Annotated in this window: 19 protein-coding genes; 6 read left to right on the forward strand and 13 right to left on the reverse strand. The window is 29.1% G+C overall.

The features are described from left to right. Positions 1-73: 73 nt before the first annotated feature. The 7 genes from KFW21_02715 to flgN all read right to left on the reverse strand — a co-directional run bounded on the left by KFW21_02715 (position 74) and on the right by flgN (position 6,403). Positions 74-373 carry a LysM peptidoglycan-binding domain-containing protein gene (locus KFW21_02715; GenBank protein ID MDK2818345.1) on the reverse strand — a complete coding sequence of 100 codons (300 nt, stop codon included), beginning with the start codon at positions 371-373 and terminating at the stop codon, positions 74-76. A 1,077-nt stretch (positions 374-1,450) separates the two neighbouring features. After that, a complete protein-coding gene (locus tag KFW21_02720; GenBank protein ID MDK2818346.1) occupies positions 1,451-1,750 on the reverse strand; it encodes a DUF4398 domain-containing protein in 300 nt (99 codons plus the stop codon). Between the two features lie 44 nt (positions 1,751-1,794). Then, positions 1,795-2,031: a carbon storage regulator CsrA gene (csrA, locus tag KFW21_02725; GenBank protein MDK2818347.1), complete on the reverse strand. Its 237-nt coding sequence runs from the start codon at positions 2,029-2,031 to the stop codon at positions 1,795-1,797. A 45-nt stretch (positions 2,032-2,076) separates the two neighbouring features. Further along, positions 2,077-2,538: a flagellar assembly protein FliW gene (gene fliW, locus KFW21_02730; protein ID MDK2818348.1), complete on the reverse strand. Its 462-nt coding sequence runs from the start codon at positions 2,536-2,538 to the stop codon at positions 2,077-2,079. A 99-nt stretch (positions 2,539-2,637) separates the two neighbouring features. Next, the gene (locus tag KFW21_02735; protein MDK2818349.1) at positions 2,638-3,891 is read right to left on the reverse strand and encodes a flagellar hook-associated protein 3; all 1,254 of its coding nucleotides are present in this window, start codon (positions 3,889-3,891) and stop codon (positions 2,638-2,640) included. Positions 3,892-3,918: 27 nt separating this feature from the next. Continuing rightward, the gene (gene flgK, locus KFW21_02740; protein MDK2818350.1) at positions 3,919-5,826 is read right to left on the reverse strand and encodes a flagellar hook-associated protein FlgK; all 1,908 of its coding nucleotides are present in this window, start codon (positions 5,824-5,826) and stop codon (positions 3,919-3,921) included. A gap of 73 nt (positions 5,827-5,899) precedes the next feature. Further along, positions 5,900-6,403, reverse strand: coding sequence for a flagellar export chaperone FlgN (gene flgN, locus KFW21_02745; protein MDK2818351.1), 504 nt, complete (start codon positions 6,401-6,403; stop codon positions 5,900-5,902). 248 nt (positions 6,404-6,651) lie between these two features. Between flgN and KFW21_02750 the strand changes: the two genes are divergently transcribed. After that, on the forward strand, positions 6,652-7,212 hold the full coding sequence (locus KFW21_02750) for a 50S ribosomal protein L25 (GenBank protein MDK2818352.1): 561 nt from the start codon (positions 6,652-6,654) through the stop codon (positions 7,210-7,212). Between the two features lie 53 nt (positions 7,213-7,265). Then, positions 7,266-7,862 carry an aminoacyl-tRNA hydrolase gene (gene pth / locus KFW21_02755; protein ID MDK2818353.1) on the forward strand — a complete coding sequence of 199 codons (597 nt, stop codon included), beginning with the start codon at positions 7,266-7,268 and terminating at the stop codon, positions 7,860-7,862. Between the two features lie 79 nt (positions 7,863-7,941). Here the strand turns inward: pth and KFW21_02760 are convergent, their stop codons facing one another. The 3 genes from KFW21_02760 to KFW21_02770 all read right to left on the reverse strand — a co-directional run bounded on the left by KFW21_02760 (position 7,942) and on the right by KFW21_02770 (position 9,384). Beyond that, positions 7,942-8,481 carry a hypothetical protein gene (locus KFW21_02760; GenBank protein ID MDK2818354.1) on the reverse strand — a complete coding sequence of 180 codons (540 nt, stop codon included), beginning with the start codon at positions 8,479-8,481 and terminating at the stop codon, positions 7,942-7,944. A gap of 9 nt (positions 8,482-8,490) precedes the next feature. Beyond that, positions 8,491-8,772, reverse strand: coding sequence for a GIY-YIG nuclease family protein (locus tag KFW21_02765; protein ID MDK2818355.1), 282 nt, complete (start codon positions 8,770-8,772; stop codon positions 8,491-8,493). A gap of 102 nt (positions 8,773-8,874) precedes the next feature. Then, the gene (locus tag KFW21_02770; GenBank protein ID MDK2818356.1) at positions 8,875-9,384 is read right to left on the reverse strand and encodes a hypothetical protein; all 510 of its coding nucleotides are present in this window, start codon (positions 9,382-9,384) and stop codon (positions 8,875-8,877) included. 154 nt (positions 9,385-9,538) lie between these two features. Here KFW21_02770 and fliN point away from each other — a divergent pair, with 154 nt between their 5' ends. Together fliN and KFW21_02780 are read left to right on the forward strand one after the other, a co-directional pair. Further along, complete coding sequence (fliN, locus tag KFW21_02775; protein MDK2818357.1) at positions 9,539-10,573, forward strand: flagellar motor switch protein FliN; 1,035 nt, start codon at positions 9,539-9,541, stop codon at positions 10,571-10,573. Positions 10,574-10,714: 141 nt separating this feature from the next. Beyond that, complete coding sequence (locus KFW21_02780) at positions 10,715-11,761, forward strand: DNA replication/repair protein RecF (protein ID MDK2818358.1); 1,047 nt, start codon at positions 10,715-10,717, stop codon at positions 11,759-11,761. On the opposite strand, the gene KFW21_02785 is transcribed toward KFW21_02780, so the two are convergent. From KFW21_02785 to KFW21_02795, 3 genes are read right to left on the reverse strand one after another with little or no spacing between them, the layout of a single operon-like run. Continuing rightward, on the reverse strand, positions 11,742-12,998 hold the full coding sequence (locus KFW21_02785) for a hypothetical protein (protein ID MDK2818359.1): 1,257 nt from the start codon (positions 12,996-12,998) through the stop codon (positions 11,742-11,744). The genes KFW21_02780 and KFW21_02785 overlap by 20 nt on opposite strands. A 21-nt stretch (positions 12,999-13,019) precedes the next feature. Next, a complete protein-coding gene (locus tag KFW21_02790; protein ID MDK2818360.1) occupies positions 13,020-13,730 on the reverse strand; it encodes a hypothetical protein in 711 nt (236 codons plus the stop codon). A 26-nt stretch (positions 13,731-13,756) separates the two neighbouring features. Continuing rightward, the gene (locus KFW21_02795) at positions 13,757-14,938 is read right to left on the reverse strand and encodes a hypothetical protein (GenBank protein MDK2818361.1); all 1,182 of its coding nucleotides are present in this window, start codon (positions 14,936-14,938) and stop codon (positions 13,757-13,759) included. A 337-nt stretch (positions 14,939-15,275) separates the two neighbouring features. On the opposite strand from KFW21_02795, the gene KFW21_02800 reads away from it, so the two are divergent. Together KFW21_02800 and KFW21_02805 are read left to right on the forward strand one after the other, a co-directional pair. Next, positions 15,276-16,265 (forward strand): hypothetical protein, encoded by a 990-nt coding sequence (locus KFW21_02800; protein MDK2818362.1) that lies wholly within the window; start codon positions 15,276-15,278, stop codon positions 16,263-16,265. A gap of 9 nt (positions 16,266-16,274) precedes the next feature. After that, positions 16,275-16,907, forward strand: coding sequence for a LysE family transporter (locus KFW21_02805; GenBank protein ID MDK2818363.1), 633 nt, complete (start codon positions 16,275-16,277; stop codon positions 16,905-16,907). The last annotated feature ends 38 nt before the right edge of the window (positions 16,908-16,945 follow it).

Here is a 16,945-nt window from a genome sequence, read left to right on the forward strand (position 1 = left end):
TTTTATCATTTTTAAGAAGTAGCAATAAAAAACACCCCATTAATGGGGTGTTTTTTATTTTATCTATTGTTAATTAATTAGGGTTAGTTAACGCTGGTGGAATTCTAAATTTTTGACCAGGATAAATAAGATCTGGATCTTTAATATCTAACTTGTTAGCTCTCCAAATATTAGGCCATAACCATGGTGTTTTATAAGCTCTTTTTGAGATATCCCATAAAGTATCACGAGGTACAACTGTGTGTGTAAATAAAGTTTGACTAGCTAAATAAAGATCAGCCAATCTTAGACCTTCTCTTGCTTGATCAATGGCATTCAGATAATTACCTTCGTCATAATACTCTTGAGAGAAAGTATGAAAATTTTCTATCATTTGTATGGTAATCATATCATCAGCTGTATTTACAGTTTCTGTTTGTAATTGTGCTTTAAATTGTGTAGGCATATAAGAAAGCATTTCTTCGTCTATCTCATCTTCATATAAGAACATTTCTACATCTGTATCTTCAGTGTCTGTACTATTTGTAATTGCATTTTCTTGTGATTTTATATTCTTCGCTGGAACTAAAAGTTGTGCTTTTCTAGAAGAATCTGTGTATACATCTTCTGTATAGTTATTATCTTTAATAAATTTAATAGTAGCCCCTAAACGACGAATAAGATCATATGCTTGAAGTTGAAGATTTTCATCATCATTTATTCTAAGAGAAATAGATCCATCCCCAGGGTATTTAGCAATTAAATTCTCTAATATATCTATCGCTTTCTGAGAAGATCGTAGACTATTATTGTATTCTTTGTTTTGATACTGAAGAGCTGCTTGTGCTATAATATCTGCAGCTTGTTCTAATTGAATTTTTGTTTGACTGAGATCAGTAGATTTATAAGCTCTATCTAATAATTCTCTAGCTCTATTAAGATTTGCTAATGCTAATGCTTCAGCTCCACCAACTAATGGTTCTAAAAGATCAAGTCCACTTTGTGCAGCGTTAATAGCTTTATCGTAATCAGGTTGTGAATAAAAACCTTCTGCATCAATAAGAAATTGTGTTGCTTGAGCATAAATATTAGGATTTTCTTGATCAACTCCTATTTGCTGAGCCGTTTCTAACATTCTTTTTAGTTGTGCTATTAATGCTGTAGCTTTATTTTGTCGAGCAATTTTAATAGCATTATTAGCTGCATCAACAACTAATAATGCTTTATTGTTAGCTTCAACCAAATCGTTAGTATCCATAGCTTCTTGCATTTGTTGAAAGAGTTCATCAGCTACAGCATATTCTTGAGGAGCATAAATATCTGCCTCAGCAGCTCTTGCTCTTTCCATTGCTTGAGCTGCCAAATCTGTTGCTTTAACATCCTTTTTTCCACATGATACTAGTGAAATCAAAACCAACATAGATAGAATTTTCAAACTTTTCATCACAGGTCTCCTCATTATATTTTATAATTATTTTTCAGTACTTTTTAATAATCGAGCGTTACGAATTGCAAGATTAGCAGCGTCTATGACTAATAGAGCTGTATTATTTGCATCTTTATATAATTTTTGTTCTAATTCTTTGTTCATTGTATTAAACAAATCTTCTGCTATCTTATATTCTCTAGGTGCATATAAAGGAGCATTTGCTGCCTTAGCTCTTTCCATTGCTTCTGCTGCTAACACCGTGTTTCTGAGATCTGGACCACCACCACAATTAGAAAATAATGTGATCAGTAATACAGAATTTAATAATAATATTTTTCTCATTTATTCTACCCTCTTTAATTAAATATAGTAAGAAATTAATATATTTAACATTTTTTATTGAATTTTTTCATTAATCCTTTCAATTCATTTAATGACGATTTATTCTGCGCTTGCTGATTTTCCTTTGTGATTTCTTGAAATATTTCTTGCCTAAAAATACGCACTTCTTTTGGAGCTATAATTCCAATTTTTACTTGATCAGGTTTAATATGAACTATTTTAATTTCTATTTCATTATTAATGATAATAGATTCGTTTTCCTTCCGTGATAAAACAAGCACAGCTTTCCTCCTTGAAATCACAAAGTCCCTATACAACAATATATACTATATAGTTTCTAGCTCTACTATAGTAGCTATATCTTTTTGAAATAGTCTACATTTGGTATTATAATGAGGTGTGTTAGAAATACTTTGTACTGCAAAATTATTTTTATTATTTATTACAATAGGACCAAGAATATTCATTGTAATATCTTCTATTTTTTCAGGAATCGTTACAATAGCGTAATCAATAATATCATTATGATCTTCTATTGCTAACAATCCTGCGTCTATATCATCTATATCCAAAATATAATCTGATACAAACAACCGAGGTTGTGTCAACATAAAGGATATGTTTTCATCATCTTTACTTTGCAATAAAGAAAACTGCTCCGGTTCATTTAATACAATTAAATAATATTCTATTAAATGTTCAAATCCAAAAATAGGTTTTTTGAAAACAATTTTATTTTCATCTGAAACTTGAATATCACCGTATTCTTTTGTTTTAACTATTGGCATAGTTAAATCCCCCAGTTATTTTTTTAGTATAATATACTTTTTATTTTATTACAATAAATATGACTTTATATTATTTATTGTATCATACACTAATACAAATTAACGTAAAAAATCCATTAATGTTGTAGGCATTAATTTTGCCCCTATATTAAGTGCTGTTTGATGTGCAAACTCTGCCATTTTTAATTCTGTAACACTTTTTGTAAAATCTATATTTACAGCATTTGTAGAGGAATTTTTCAAATACATTGCTTCTGTTTCATTTCTAGCATATGTTTGCTCTAATCTTTCTGTTACAGCTCCTGTATAAGTACGATAACGAATAATATTATTCAAACTTTGATCTAAGAAACCCAAGTCTTCTCCACCTAATTTTAGTATATCATCTTGTAATAAATTATCTTTAATAGTTAGTAGCGTATCGAAGATACTTTTTTTCTGGACTACTGCTTCTGTAGAATAATTTTTAGGACCTTCTGTACCATTATTAATAATACCCAAATCTTGTAAAACTGTACTTCCAGCTACATCTTGCAACCAAGGTTGGCGTGCTGATACACTAGTAAGTCTAAAATGCGATTCTCCATCAGCATTTGTTTCTATTGATGCATTAACAGATAGATTTTGTTGATTGATTTTTTGTGCAATGACTTCTATATTATCACCTGTCATGACAGGGATCTCAACACCCTCTATCATAATAGCAGAATCTTGTGCTACTATATAACCAGTTGAATCATTACTACTTTCAAGTACTGTAGCAGTCGTTTCAAATATAGAAGTACCTGGTAATACAGAAACTATTCTATCATTCTTACCGATATCCATTACTTGTTCTTGTGCATTACCAAAATATTCTACACCAGAAACAAGATTCATATTGGTATCTTCTGTAAAACTTTCTGTCAAACGATAAGGTTGTGTACGAGCTGAAGTACCACTAAAAATAGCATTACCTTGGTACTCACTATTAGCATCAGATACTAATTGTCTCACAATTTGATCTATTTCTACCGCAATAGCTACTCTTTCATCTTTTGTATAAACACCATTGGCTGCTTGTACAACTAGTTCTCTAGCTCTATGCAATCCACTACTCATAGATTCTAAATGCCCATCTACCATATTCATTTTATCTTTGTAAGAACCTATAATTTGATTGAATTTTTTCAAATCTTGAGTTTTACTTTCCCATTTCATATAATTAATAACATTAGCTGGGTCATCACTTGGTAAATTGACCTTCATCCCTGTCGTTAATTGTGTTTGTATTTTTTGAAAATTTTCATTTTTAGTTTGTATATTTTTTAAGAAATCATTTTGCATAAATCCCGGAGTAACTCGACCTAACATATAGCACCTCGCTAATTAAATTTAGAATTATACACCCATTCTATTAATAAGAACATCCAACAATCTATCTGTTGTCGACACTAGTCGTGCCGCAGCATTATAAGCATGTTGTAAAGTAATCATTTTTGTCATTTCTTCATCAACACTCACTCCAGAAATCTTACTTCTAAGACCTTTTAATGAAGTTGCTACAGCATCTGTTTTGTCAAAAGAACGAATCGCTTGTTCTGACAAAGTTCCAGCTTTGGAAATTGTTTGTTGAAGATAATCATCAAAAGTAGAGGCTCGTCCTGTCATCATAGTACCAAAGCGTAAATTTGCCATATCTAGTGCATTTCTATTATCATTAAAACCTGTTGGTATATTAGGGTTACCTTCCCCTGTACTATCATAACCTTGTGATACCGCTATTCCTTCAGGTCTGTTAACTACCGCATTATCAAGATTAATCCAACTAGCGACATTATCCTCTGGCGTAAGAGAAATCAAATTTCTTGGCGTATTCAATGCTTCTAAGGCTGTTACATCACGCCAATTATAAGCTCCTTCTTGTCCAGATTCTGCCAATATTCCTGCAATACCTGTGAGAAATTCACCAGAATCTTCTAAGTGACGAAGCATAAATTGAGGTACATCTTTGTTTTCTGTTGCTTGAGCTTTGAAAGTTAGTCGACCCATATTATCTAAAAATGCTGTTACTTCCGCTCCAGATCTATTAATCTTATCAATCACTTTCTCTACTGTTTCACTAGCATTGTAATCAACAGTGATATCTGGACCATTAGTTCTTTTAGCTCCGAAATTTATCGAGCCATTAGAACCAATAATAGTGTCTTTATTGATTTTTTCAAAACCTGTAATTCTATACAAAGCTGTACTATCCAAAATACCATTTTCATTAAAATCAATCATACCTTCAGCATTTTTGGCTAATGATAACTCTTTGAAAAAAAGATTGTCTGTTTCACCGTTAAGTCCAAATCCTTCTTTGTGCACAGAGTTCACAGAATCAATAATACTCACAGAAAATTCATCCAAGCGTGTTAACATTTCTGATAGATCTCTATCACGCACTTCCATCAATCCTAATATCTCTCCTTTACCTAAAGAAACTTCTTGACCAGTTTGTTGCCATCTTGGCATAAGCATACCTTTTTTGGTGGGATCTTCATATGCTTCAATAAGAGTAGCATGATCTCCCTGCACTAATTTTTCCGCACCAATATATACAATAAATTCTTTTACATTATTTCTTTCCAAGCGAATGTCAGCAGTTTTTGATAATTCATCTATAAGTAAATCTCTTTTGTCATATAAATCATTAGGATTGTCACCTAATAATTCTTGTTTTTGAATTTGTTTGTTAAGAGTTGCAAGAGTATCTGCAATATTATTGACTCTATTAATTTTTTGTTCTACAAGAGCATTTGTTTGTATTTGCATATCTCTTAGCGTATAATGTTGTGCTCGGAAACTTTCGTTAAGCGTTTTTGTACGCTCTAACAAATGAATACGAGCCGCATCATCAGTTGGATTCTCTGACACTGTTTGCCATGATTCCCAAAAGGATTCTAGATCCGTTCTGATATTAGCATTACCTGGTTCATTGAAAATACTTTCCATTTGACTAAGCATTGCTTTTTTTTGTTCCCAAAATCCAAGCCCACCTTTTTCAGAAATAATTCTATCATCTAGATAAATATCTCTGATTCTTGTAACCTCTTCTACCATTACCCCTGTCCCTAATTGTCCAGGAATATTTGGCTTGTTTACACCAGGTGGAAATAGAGCTGGCATTGTTGTCTGCGTAACTCGTTGTCTTGTATAACCTTTTGTGTTAAGATTGCTCAAATTATGACTGACTGTTTGAAGACCTTTTTGGGTGGTTTGCATTGCACCTTTACCCATCTCCAATCCTAAAAATGAAGAAATCATCTTTGTACCCTCTTTTGTTATTGATATATGACCCTCTTACCTATCATATATCAAATATATATTTTCATTCAATTTATACTAATTGATCCAACATATGTAAATTATGTTTTTTAATATCTGTGCTCAAACCATGACTATTATATTGATCCACAGAAGTTCCCTGCGATAACTCTAGAATTTGAGAAATAATTTCTACACTACTATTCAACATATATTCATTTCTGTCTGTAATGATATCAATACGAGTACAAATATTTCTAATGTCCATACTAATAGCTAAAATAGCATCTTTATATTCTTTTGATAAAAATAAAGCTACTTTTGAAATAGGTTGTTGAGGATCAAAACCTATTTTCAAAGAAAGTGTTTCTACTAAATCCATTCTTTTTATTTCAAAATTTTCTATATTATATAGAATAATTGACTCATCTTCATTAATTGCTATTAATTGATCTGTTTCCATATTTTTAATAATATCATATTTTTGATCTTCTGTATCCAGAATTTTTTGCACAGCAGTTTTGATTTCAACCAAAACATCTAAAAGTTGTTCTGAAATTTCACATTTATTTACCATAGTAACCTCCTTGTAAACTATTATGTAGAATAACCCTGATTTGAAAATCGGAATTTTATAAAAAAACTTTATGAAATATCCATTATATATTTTCAATATTACAATAAAATCATAATAAACTTATTATTTTATCCTTGAAAATAAGCAAAATATATGATATAATATGTATAATAATAAACAGACAGTCTTAGTATTTATTTACCAAGCTGGTTGTAGGTTTTTTAACCGATACCCAGAGGAGGGCCAATATGGCTACATCAAAATGGTCTACTACAGAGTTAGTAGGACAACCCCGTACTTTAGGCACAAAAAGTGCTAACAGCAAATTGCGTGCAGAATTTCGTTTGCCTGCAATCGTATACGGACCAAGCGTAAAAGAAAATATACTTGTATCTATTGATTATGTTTCTTTCGAAAAATTATTTGAAGTCAACGAAAGACATATTGCTTTTACTCTTAAAGTAGACCAAGTTAGCTACAATGTATTTGTAAGAGATTACAAAATTGATCCAATTTCTCGTCGTTTTATGCATATTGATTTCTGTATTATTACTCCAAAAGTAGCATATACAACTCTTATTCCTATTGAATTTATTGGAAATCCAGTAGGTGTGCGTGAAGGTGGAAATCTTTTAACTTTCGTAAGAAAAGTGTTACTAAGAGGTACTCCTGAAAATATGCCTACTAAAATTGTTTATAATATTGCTTCTTTACAACGCAAACAAAATGTTATTATCAGAGATCTTGACATCCCTGAAACATGCAAAATATTAACAAACAAAGGCACCGTGCTTACAGAAGTAAAATAATTAATATATATTTTTTTATTTCAATTTATTAAAATAAAAAATAGGAGGTGTTTGTGAAACTTATTGTTGGTCTCGGAAATCCTGGTGATTCATACTCTAAAACAAGGCATAACTTAGGGTTTTTAGTTTTAGATCATTTAGCCAAAAGACATAATATTTCTATTGATATCAAAAAAAAGAAATCACTTATTGGAAAAATGCGTTTAAATAATGAAAAAATTATTATTTTGAAACCACAAACATTTATTAATCTTAGTGGTGAAGCTGTATTATACATGGCTAGTTTTTTAAGAATCCAACCACAAAATATTATTGTTGTTTGTGATGATGCTAATTTATCATTTGGAAATGTGTCTGTGAAAAAATATGGGACATCTGGTGGTCATAACGGTGTTAAATCACTAATCAAATTTCTAAAAGCTGATGATTTCCCTCGTGTTCGCATAGGGATAGGACGACCCACAAATACACAAATACCTTTAGAATCATATGTGTTAGGATCTTTTTCTAAAGATGAAATAAGAAAATTAACACCCACTATAGATAAAGCTTGTGATATGATAGAAAAAATTCTTTGTGGTGAGATTGATAACTGTATAGAATCTCTCACAGAATATTCTCAAAAAGAATTATCTACTCCTGTTTTATAAAAATATTTATAGTAACATCATAAAAAAAGCCTCTGTTTTATAACAGAGGCTTTTTTTATGATGTTACTATAAATATAGTTTATTTTTTCTTATATTGTATTCTCGTTACATCACCAAAGCGTACTTTTACACCAGCAGATCCAAAGAATTGTTCTGCATGAATAGCCAAACCTATATTAAAAATAACAGCAGGGGTCATTACTATATTAAATCCTGTTGCAAAACCAACATGAACATTATAAAGACCAACGGTACCATGAGAAGGTTGTAATTGTAAACCCATCCCTAAAGAAGTATAAAAATCAAATCTTGGTGCTAAAGTATAGTGAACTGTTAACATTGGTGCTAAAGTTCCTGTTAAACCACCACCAAAAAAGTTGACACTACTATCAAGAGTAAGCCCCAAAGCTATTCCTATTTTTCCAGGATGCCAAGATCCCATAATCAATTCTACGGATGGGTGAATAGTCATTTGTGGAGCACCAATAGGATACACACTACGCGTTCCAGCACCAACACCAATACCAAGTAACAAATTACCTGTACTATAATTTTGTGCAGCATTTGTAGAAACTGTATTTCCAATCAAAATCATTAAAACAAGACCAATTCTTTTCATAAAAAACTCCTATATATCTATATTATGTAATGTTTGTTTTTTTTTAGTAGGGTAAGATTTTATTTTTATCTCTCTTTTAATAGCTAAAGAATGATTTTCGTATTCTTCTATGTGAACAATACACACAGGTTTGTAAATCTTAGTATATTTAGCACCTTTACCTGTAGCATGTTCTTTGAATCTTCTATTTACATCTTTTGTAATACCTGTATACAGACTATTATTATGACAAAGAATAATATAGACAAACCATGGACCATCAGAAAAATTACTAGAATTTGTTTTTTTCATTTATAACATCTTTGATATATTGTGTAATATTATATCAAGAATTTATTTAAAAATCAAATCTTAGCATTATTCATATTTGTAAAGTTGAGATATTTTTTTTATTTATGATATAATTTCAAAACGGAATTTCATTCCTATGGCACCAAATATTTGTGGCCCTTGAAGTTCAAATCCTAGATTAACTAAAAACCAATCTTTGACTTCTATATTAAATCCTGTGGACAAACCTGCTCCATACAACACTAAATTTCTATGCATAGAAATACCAAAACCCACCCCTATATACCAATCTACCACATCATAAAAACTAATATGATAGGTAGGCATCAAAGACAATCCACCTTGTGTTAAATTATCATTTAAAAAAACACTTCCATTACCTAAAAAACCTATAGACATATCAATCACTCCACTGATCTTCCAAGTATCTAAAATCACCTCTGTACTAAGATTAATTGCAGCTCCTGTTGATCCATAAAGATAATCACTACCACCACCACCTAATCCTACTCCTATCATAATATGACCTGGAACAAAGAAATTATCTGCATAGGTATGCTTATAAAAAAATATCAACATCCCAAGAAAAAATATTTTTTTTATATGTTTCATTATATTGTCCTTATATTATATATTAGTATTTGTATCAAATATACTCAAAAAATAAGAAAAAAGATGATTTTTTATATCTTTTTCCTAAACTTTTTTTAAAATATTCCGAAAATTATTTAGGTAATGAGTAGTTTTACAATTAAGGGAGGAACTTATGAGCGATTCTGTATTATCTCAAGACGAATTAGATGCGTTATTACAAGGAACATCTTTAGAAAGCAATAATAGTGATAGTATTAGTAATTCTGAAGAAATTACTTTAAAAAAATTATTTAATGATATAGGTACAGCTAGAGCTGTTGTTCTTAGTAAATTAACTAATTCTGTAGTCACACTAGATCAAGTTAATTTTTTAACAGGTACAAATGTAAAATTAGTAGAAGATTTAACATCAGCTATAGTTGGAAATTCCAGTAGTATTACTGGTAATATTACTGGACCTTGGATACTATTTGCTCCAGAAAGTAGTACTTTAAAAATCACTAATAAAATGTTAAACACTAAATCAACTGAACTGTCAGATGAAATAGTAGAAACTTTTGGAGAAACCATCTCTAATATGTTGAGTGCTGATATTAAAATTTTATCAGACCAATTAAAAACAGCTCTTTCTCCATCTTTAGCTGAAACTCAAAAACATAATAATGGTGCTGATTTTATTCAAACTACTGGTACTTTATATCGTATAGGTATAAATCTAAATATTGATGGAGCTAGCTATCCTTTTTATATTGTTTCTTCTATCAAATTTATAAAAAATATTGCTAAGATTTTAAATCCACAAGTTAATAGTAGCCCTAATGTTCAAGCAGCTTCTACTGGTACGATGAATTCTAATAATTCTACTGTTAATATGATCCCCGCTCAATTTCAACAATTTAACACACCAGGAAATATTGAACCTTTAGATAATTTAGCATTACTATTAGATGTTCCTATGCGTGTTACTGTAGAATTAGGACGCACGCGTATGACTATTAAAGATATTCTCAATTTAGGAGAAGGGTCTATTGTTGAATTAGAAAAACTTGCAGGAGAACCTGTTGATGTACTTGTTAATGACAAACTTATTGCTCTTGGTGAAGTTGTTGTTATTGATGAAAATTTTTCTGTTCGTGTTACTAAAGTTATTACACCTATGGAGCGTATCTTTGATAGAGAGAATCTTCATGGTAAAGGTGGTGTGTAAATTATCACTTACTACTATTTATATTCAAATATATTCAAAAAAAACACCTTTATTTCAAAGGTGTTTTTTTCTAAATGTAATATAATATTGTAGAATATTAATTTTTCTTGTATAATTAAAATCAATACAGATAGAGGATTTATGTTTTTAGAACAAATTAAATTAATTAATTTTCGATCTTTTGAAGAACTTACAATTGATACATTTACCCAAATAAACTGTCTTGTTGGTGAAAATGGTGCAGGGAAAACTAATTTTTTAGAAGGCCTTTATCTCCTATCTTCCAATCGTGGATTTCGTACAGGAGATAGAAAGGAACTCACTAATAGAAACGCTGATGGATTTTTTATTCAAGGAGTTTTTGATGGTGAAATTATCGAAAGAACCGTCTCAGAAAAGAACAAAAAACTCACTATCAGTAAACAAAGTATTCCTTCCAATCAATTAAGAACCCACAATCCTGTGATTGCTTTTTCTCCAAATGATATTTTTCTTGCTACAGGAGCATCAGAAACAAGAAGACGATTTTTTGACGCAGCTATTGCACTTCGTGATGCTGAATATTCTGATTATTTAGCAAAATATGAAAGAGCATTACGACAACGCAATGCTTCTTTAAAAAAAGATCCTAAGAATGCCGATATTTGGAATGAAGCTCTTATTACTAATGGGGCAAAAATTATTAAAAAACGCTTAGATTTTGTAAAATTATTAATTCCAAAAGTTGAAACATTATATCAACAATTTACCAAAGGAACAGCAACTTTAAAATATTTTAACAATTTCAAATTGTCTCAAAATATTGAAGAAGCTCTTCAAAACGCTTTAAAACAAAGTAAATCCGAAGATCTTCGTCGCAAACACACCTCAAAAGGTCCTCATAGAGATGATATTACTTTACTAATCAACAATCTTCCCGCTGCTAAATCAGGTTCTCAAGGTCAAAATCGCACCTTATCTTTTGCTTTAAAAATTGGTGCTGTAGAGATTATTGAAGAGACTTTGGGTAGAAAACCAATTCTTCTCATAGATGATGCTTTACTTGAGGTTGATCCAAAAAGACGACAATATATTTTTGATAAATTCTACCATTCTGGATTGCAATTATTTTTTACAGGAACAACCAAAGAATTTTTTAGTTTCATAAATGTATCAGAACCCATTAATTTTATTGATTTTGATCATTAAGTAGATCTATAATCAACGGAACACTATAAAAAGAACCTGAAAACACTTTTTTATTGTTTTCTTCTAAAATAATATCTTTTATATTTTCTACATATTCTGATTGAATATCATTTTTTAACAGATCGTACAACCCTTTTCCATTAGATATTTTTACTACATTACTTTCAAAATCAAAAAAAACTACTTTAAGAAATAAATGTTTGTAATTTTTTAACACTTCTGCAATATCAGCTAGCTCCTTTCCTTGTAAAATAGTAATATAAAATACTATATTTTTCCAGTTCATTCTACTTAGAGATATCATCAAATTATCAAAAGATACACCATTATGAGAAGTATCAATAATCACATCATCTCGTACCAAATCCATACGATAAGGTATTTTTTGTTGAGAAACATAATGCACAATATCCTCAGAAAATTCTGGAAAACAATAATAAATACCTGCTATTGCTAATACAAAATTCACTATATGAGCTTCACCAATACGATTTAAGATAATATTTTTAATAATAATATCTCTATTGTGTATAGTAATTTTTACATCAAATTGACTAGTCCCTTGATCTTTATAAATAATATTTGTAATAGTAACAATATTATCAATAAAATAAACTTTTCCTTGGGATTTCAAAATTTTTTTTACAACAGGAGTTTGATTTACACTCAAAGCGATGATATCCTTTTTGATAATTCCGGCTTTATCGTAAGCTATTTCTTCTATTGTATTCCCTAAAAAATCTTTATGTTCTATAGAAATATGCCCTAACAAAGAAACTTCAGGACGACAAAAATTAGTAGGATCAAAGCGTCCTCCAACCCCTACCTCCAATACAGCGTATTCACATCCTTGATCTAAAAAATAAACAAGAGCTAAAAACAAACAAATCTCAAAAAAATGCAGATCATTATTTTTAAATAGTTCATTGAATTTATTCATAAGATTTAATAATGCGTCTTCTGAAATCATTCCTTGATCAGTAATAAAACGTTCTCTAATATCAAAAATATGTGGTGAAATAAAAAGCCCTGTTTTGAATCCAGCTCTTTTCAATAATTCAAAAGAACTACACGCTAAAGAACCTTTGCCTTTTGATCCTGTTATATGAATATATTTTAACAAATCAGGATTATACCCTTGTTCTTTTAATAAATTATAAATGCGTGTAGGATAAGTATCTTTAGGAAAACGCTTTGTTGATGCATAAGACATTAAAATATTAGTAAGATTATTCATAACATACTCTCTCTATTGTTGTTATCTTAACATTAATAGTCTTTCATAAGTCATAGTAGGATCTGATTTTTTAACACGAGAAGCCCAAATAGCAAAATCAGCTCTAGGAATACTACTATCCTTTCCCACAAAATTAGTCCAACGAAAACTATTAATAAAATCTATAAATAATTGTTCCCAAAGCAAATAATTCTTTGACAATTTATTCATATCCTCTGTATGGGATAGAATACCCATATCTTTCATAAAGTTAAGAATATGTCTATCCAAAATCACCAAATTATCGCTAACACCTATATTTCTAAGAAAATGCGTTGCTTCTTTGTAATTCATTCCTTTTACATTTTTTACTATATAGTTACGCTTATCACTTGCATTTTGCTCTTTCATCATTAATACCACATGTTTCATCCCTTCTTGCTGCCATAACAACAATCGTGCTGATTTTTGATTATGAAATCGAATATAGGGTGGTTTTCTCAAATAAAATGTTAATTCTTCTAAGTTAGCATGATAAAAAAAATCATCTTTAAATAATTCTTGATATGTATAATCTGCTGAATCTGACTTGGTTGCTGGGGTTAAAAAACAATAGACAGCTTGTTCAAATATTTCTTTGGGATTATGATTGGATTCTGATTGAATTTCTCCTTGTCTAGAGTTGTCATATTCTTTATAAAAATATTTCAAATCATCATAATAATCCAAATCCTGTATACAAAATTGCTTCATTTATCCTCTAAAAAACCCTATCATATTTAGACAGGGTTTTTAATATTATATATTTTTTTCTCTAAAGAATCTATTATTATCTTAGCAATAACACTACTACCATTTTGGAAAAAATCTAAGTTTGTTAATCTTGCTTTTATATTAGTAAGTTTTTGAGGATTATTCATTATTTGTTCTACTTTTTTAGGTAATAGCCATATATACATACAAGATAAGACCACTTGCTTTTCTATAAAGAAATTAGCAGTTTTTCTTTCAGCAGAATTAGCAGAGAAAACAATTAATACAGGTAAATGCATTTTCAAACATTCCACAACAGTAGCTGGACCACTTTTGCCAATAAAAAGATCACTCATTTGTATAAAAGGTACCATACTATCTGCAAAACCAATTATCAAAAATTGAACAGAGGATTTTTTTTCTATTGTTTTTTGTTGTAATTTTAATAATTTTTTGTATAATTTGTGATTTTTACCACAAATAGCAATAATATTAAGAGGACTATTTATTTTTAGTAAAGCTCGTATACTTGGATACATTTTACCTATACCTTGTCCACCATCACTCATTAAAATAGTAAATACATCTTGCCTAAGATTATATTGCTTGCGTAATTCTTTAGGATCTTTTTTGTCTATAATATAGAATTCTTTACGCAATGCTTGAGGCACAATCGTTATAGTTGATTCTTTGTGTCCTAATTTAATCGCTATTTTTTTAGCAATTTCTGAACATACTAAAAAAATTTCACCCCTTCTATCCCATTGAGGAAATGTTTCGAAAGTATCTGGATTTAAAGTTATTATAGGATAATTCATTGAAAATTTTTTGCGAGCATCTAAAGCTATACCTTGTGTGAAAAAATGAGTTGTGAAAACAATATCAGGATTTAAATTATGCATATAATTGATAGAATTACGATGTACCCTCATATGTATTATTTTTATATAATATGGAGCAAGAAAATATAGTATTTTACTTATAATAATACAAAACTGTACGATTTTTGGATTTCTAAGTAAAATATTCCAAGAATTCTCAATATATCTATTAAATTTTGTTTCTCCTACATCTTCAAAAAAATCACTACAAGTAATTTTAAATTGATTTGGGTATAACTCTTCAATACATTGAGCAATAGCTAAAGCAGGAATGATATGACCTGAGCCTGTATTTGTATAAGAAATAAAAATATGTGGTTTTTTCATATAGGAATACCTGTTTTCATAATGAATAAATTATAATATATATACTATAATTATTCAATCCTAAATTTGATTTTCTTTTTGGAATACATAAATACAAAAACTCTATATTGATTATAGAAGAAAAATAGTGTATAATATTTAAAGTATACAGGGTGACTAATAGTAAAAAATTATCACTATACTAGCAATTCCTTATACAACAGAAATTCAAACATCATCAACTAGGTGGCTAGACTAACTATGAAAATATTATATTTGATCTTAATGATTAGAAAAATTATTTATATGGTACTATAAGTTTTGGATAAGTTCGTTAATTTAAAATTGGAGAATATTTGTGTATAAAATTTTATCTATAATTATTTCTCTTAGCATAGTATTCACTCCTATACATGCAAATTATATTAATACGAGAGATATTACTGTAGAATCTTTAAAAATTCAACGATTACTTGGTAAATTAGATACTTTTAAAATTATTTCTAAACAACAAAGTACTTCATCAGATACTAGTACTCAACTAGCAATGCTTTCTATGATTACTTCAGGGTTGATGCTCACAGCAAGCTCTTCATATTATAGAGTGCCGTACAGAACTTCTTATAATCATTATTCTCATAGACGACAAAGAAATAGAGTTGGAGTAAGCATAGGGACTACTATGGCTACAGCAGGTCTCATAGGAATGATTGCAGCGTCAGCAAGTGATAATGTGAAGAATCAAGCGGTTGAACAACAAGTTGCCGAACAAGAAAAAATACAAAAAGAAATTAATACTATTATCAGCAATCTCGTTAGTACAGACACTGACTACCTTACAGAAGAACTTACTCTTAATAATACTTTATCAAAGTCTGTAGATAAAAATATTAAAGATATTAATAGAAGAATTGAAAATGATATTTTTTTATTAAAAAATAAAGTACAACAAAAAGAAGATGATTTTATTAAATTAAGTAATGATATTATAGTGTATATTGAAAAATTAAATAGTAATACTATCAAAATGAGAGAACAAAATATTAAAAAAATAGCAAATAGTAACACTAGTAAAATAGTAATTAAAGAGTTGAAAAAATTAAACAAAGAAATTAAAAAAATAACTACTAAAAAAGAAAAACAATTATATTCTCAATTAAAAGAAGAAAAGAAAAAATTCGAAAAAACATTTCCTAATTATCAAGAAGAAATAGTAACACAAATAAATTTATTAGAAAAAAATAAAAACACGAATATACTGATAGAAGTAGAAAATGCAGAAAAAAAAACATACGATCTTTTTCAAAAATACATAACTATGTATATTAAAAAATTATCTATATATTAAGAGGTTCATATGACTTATCCTTTACTCGCTTTTTTAACTTTAACATTTTCATCTGCTATTACCCCTGGTCCTAACAATATTATGAGTATGACAATGGGACAAAAATATGGATTTAAAAAGAGTTTTATATTTATTTTTGGAGCTATATTAGGGCATATTATACTTTTATTTCTTTTAGGGTATCTTAATAAAGTTTTATTTACTATTATTCCCGCTATTCAAAACATTATGAGTATCTTCGGTACTATATATCTTATTTATTTAGCATGGATCATTTATAATAGTAAAGGAATTGATACAAAATCTACTCAAGAAAATGTTTTAATAAACAAGAAAATATTTATTAGTGCATTTTTTTTTCAATTTATCAATCCAAAAGCTATTTTATTTAGCATTACAATTTTTTCTACCTATGCTTTTCCTTATTTTAATGATATGTATCGAATATCATTAATGGTTTTAGTGATGGCTTTCGCAATGCTTCTATCTTTATTTGTTTGGTCTGCTTTTGGATCTTTACTTCATGAATATATGCTCAAATATAGAAAATCATTTAACACTATTATGGCATCTTTATTACTTTATTGCGCTCTTTCTATTGCTAAAAATATTCCTTTTATTCAACAGTTACTATCAGTATAAAACAGTGCTCATACAATAAAATATCCACAAAAAAACCC

It is taken from the genome of Spirochaetota bacterium (assembly GCA_030154445.1).
GTDB lineage: Bacteria > Spirochaetota > Brevinematia > Brevinematales > Brevinemataceae > Brevinema_A.

What these genes read in the sequence shown, in the direction of transcription:
- KFW21_02790 (MDK2818360.1), bottom strand. Translation starts at nt 13,730, where the DNA reads ATGAAGCAATTTTGTATACAGGATTTGGATTATTATGATGATTTGAAA.
- flgK (MDK2818350.1), bottom strand. Translation starts at nt 5,826, where the DNA reads ATGATTTCTTCATTTTTAGGATTGGAGATGGGTAAAGGTGCAATGCAA.
- KFW21_02715 (MDK2818345.1), bottom strand. Translation starts at nt 373, where the DNA reads ATGATAGAAAATTTTCATACTTTCTCTCAAGAGTATTATGACGAAGGT.
- flgN (MDK2818351.1), bottom strand. Translation starts at nt 6,403, where the DNA reads ATGGTAAATAAATGTGAAATTTCAGAACAACTTTTAGATGTTTTGGTT.
- fliW (MDK2818348.1), bottom strand. Translation starts at nt 2,538, where the DNA reads ATGCCAATAGTTAAAACAAAAGAATACGGTGATATTCAAGTTTCAGAT.
- KFW21_02795 (MDK2818361.1), bottom strand. Translation starts at nt 14,938, where the DNA reads ATGAAAAAACCACATATTTTTATTTCTTATACAAATACAGGCTCAGGT.
- KFW21_02750 (MDK2818352.1), top strand. Translation starts at nt 6,652, where the DNA reads ATGGCTACATCAAAATGGTCTACTACAGAGTTAGTAGGACAACCCCGT.
- KFW21_02780 (MDK2818358.1), top strand. Translation starts at nt 10,715, where the DNA reads ATGTTTTTAGAACAAATTAAATTAATTAATTTTCGATCTTTTGAAGAA.
- KFW21_02770 (MDK2818356.1), bottom strand. Translation starts at nt 9,384, where the DNA reads ATGAAACATATAAAAAAAATATTTTTTCTTGGGATGTTGATATTTTTT.
- KFW21_02735 (MDK2818349.1), bottom strand. Translation starts at nt 3,891, where the DNA reads ATGTTAGGTCGAGTTACTCCGGGATTTATGCAAAATGATTTCTTAAAA.
- KFW21_02720 (MDK2818346.1), bottom strand. Translation starts at nt 1,750, where the DNA reads ATGAGAAAAATATTATTATTAAATTCTGTATTACTGATCACATTATTT.
- KFW21_02765 (MDK2818355.1), bottom strand. Translation starts at nt 8,772, where the DNA reads ATGAAAAAAACAAATTCTAGTAATTTTTCTGATGGTCCATGGTTTGTC.
- fliN (MDK2818357.1), top strand. Translation starts at nt 9,539, where the DNA reads ATGAGCGATTCTGTATTATCTCAAGACGAATTAGATGCGTTATTACAA.
- KFW21_02760 (MDK2818354.1), bottom strand. Translation starts at nt 8,481, where the DNA reads ATGAAAAGAATTGGTCTTGTTTTAATGATTTTGATTGGAAATACAGTT.
- KFW21_02805 (MDK2818363.1), top strand. Translation starts at nt 16,275, where the DNA reads ATGACTTATCCTTTACTCGCTTTTTTAACTTTAACATTTTCATCTGCT.
- KFW21_02785 (MDK2818359.1), bottom strand. Translation starts at nt 12,998, where the DNA reads ATGAATAATCTTACTAATATTTTAATGTCTTATGCATCAACAAAGCGT.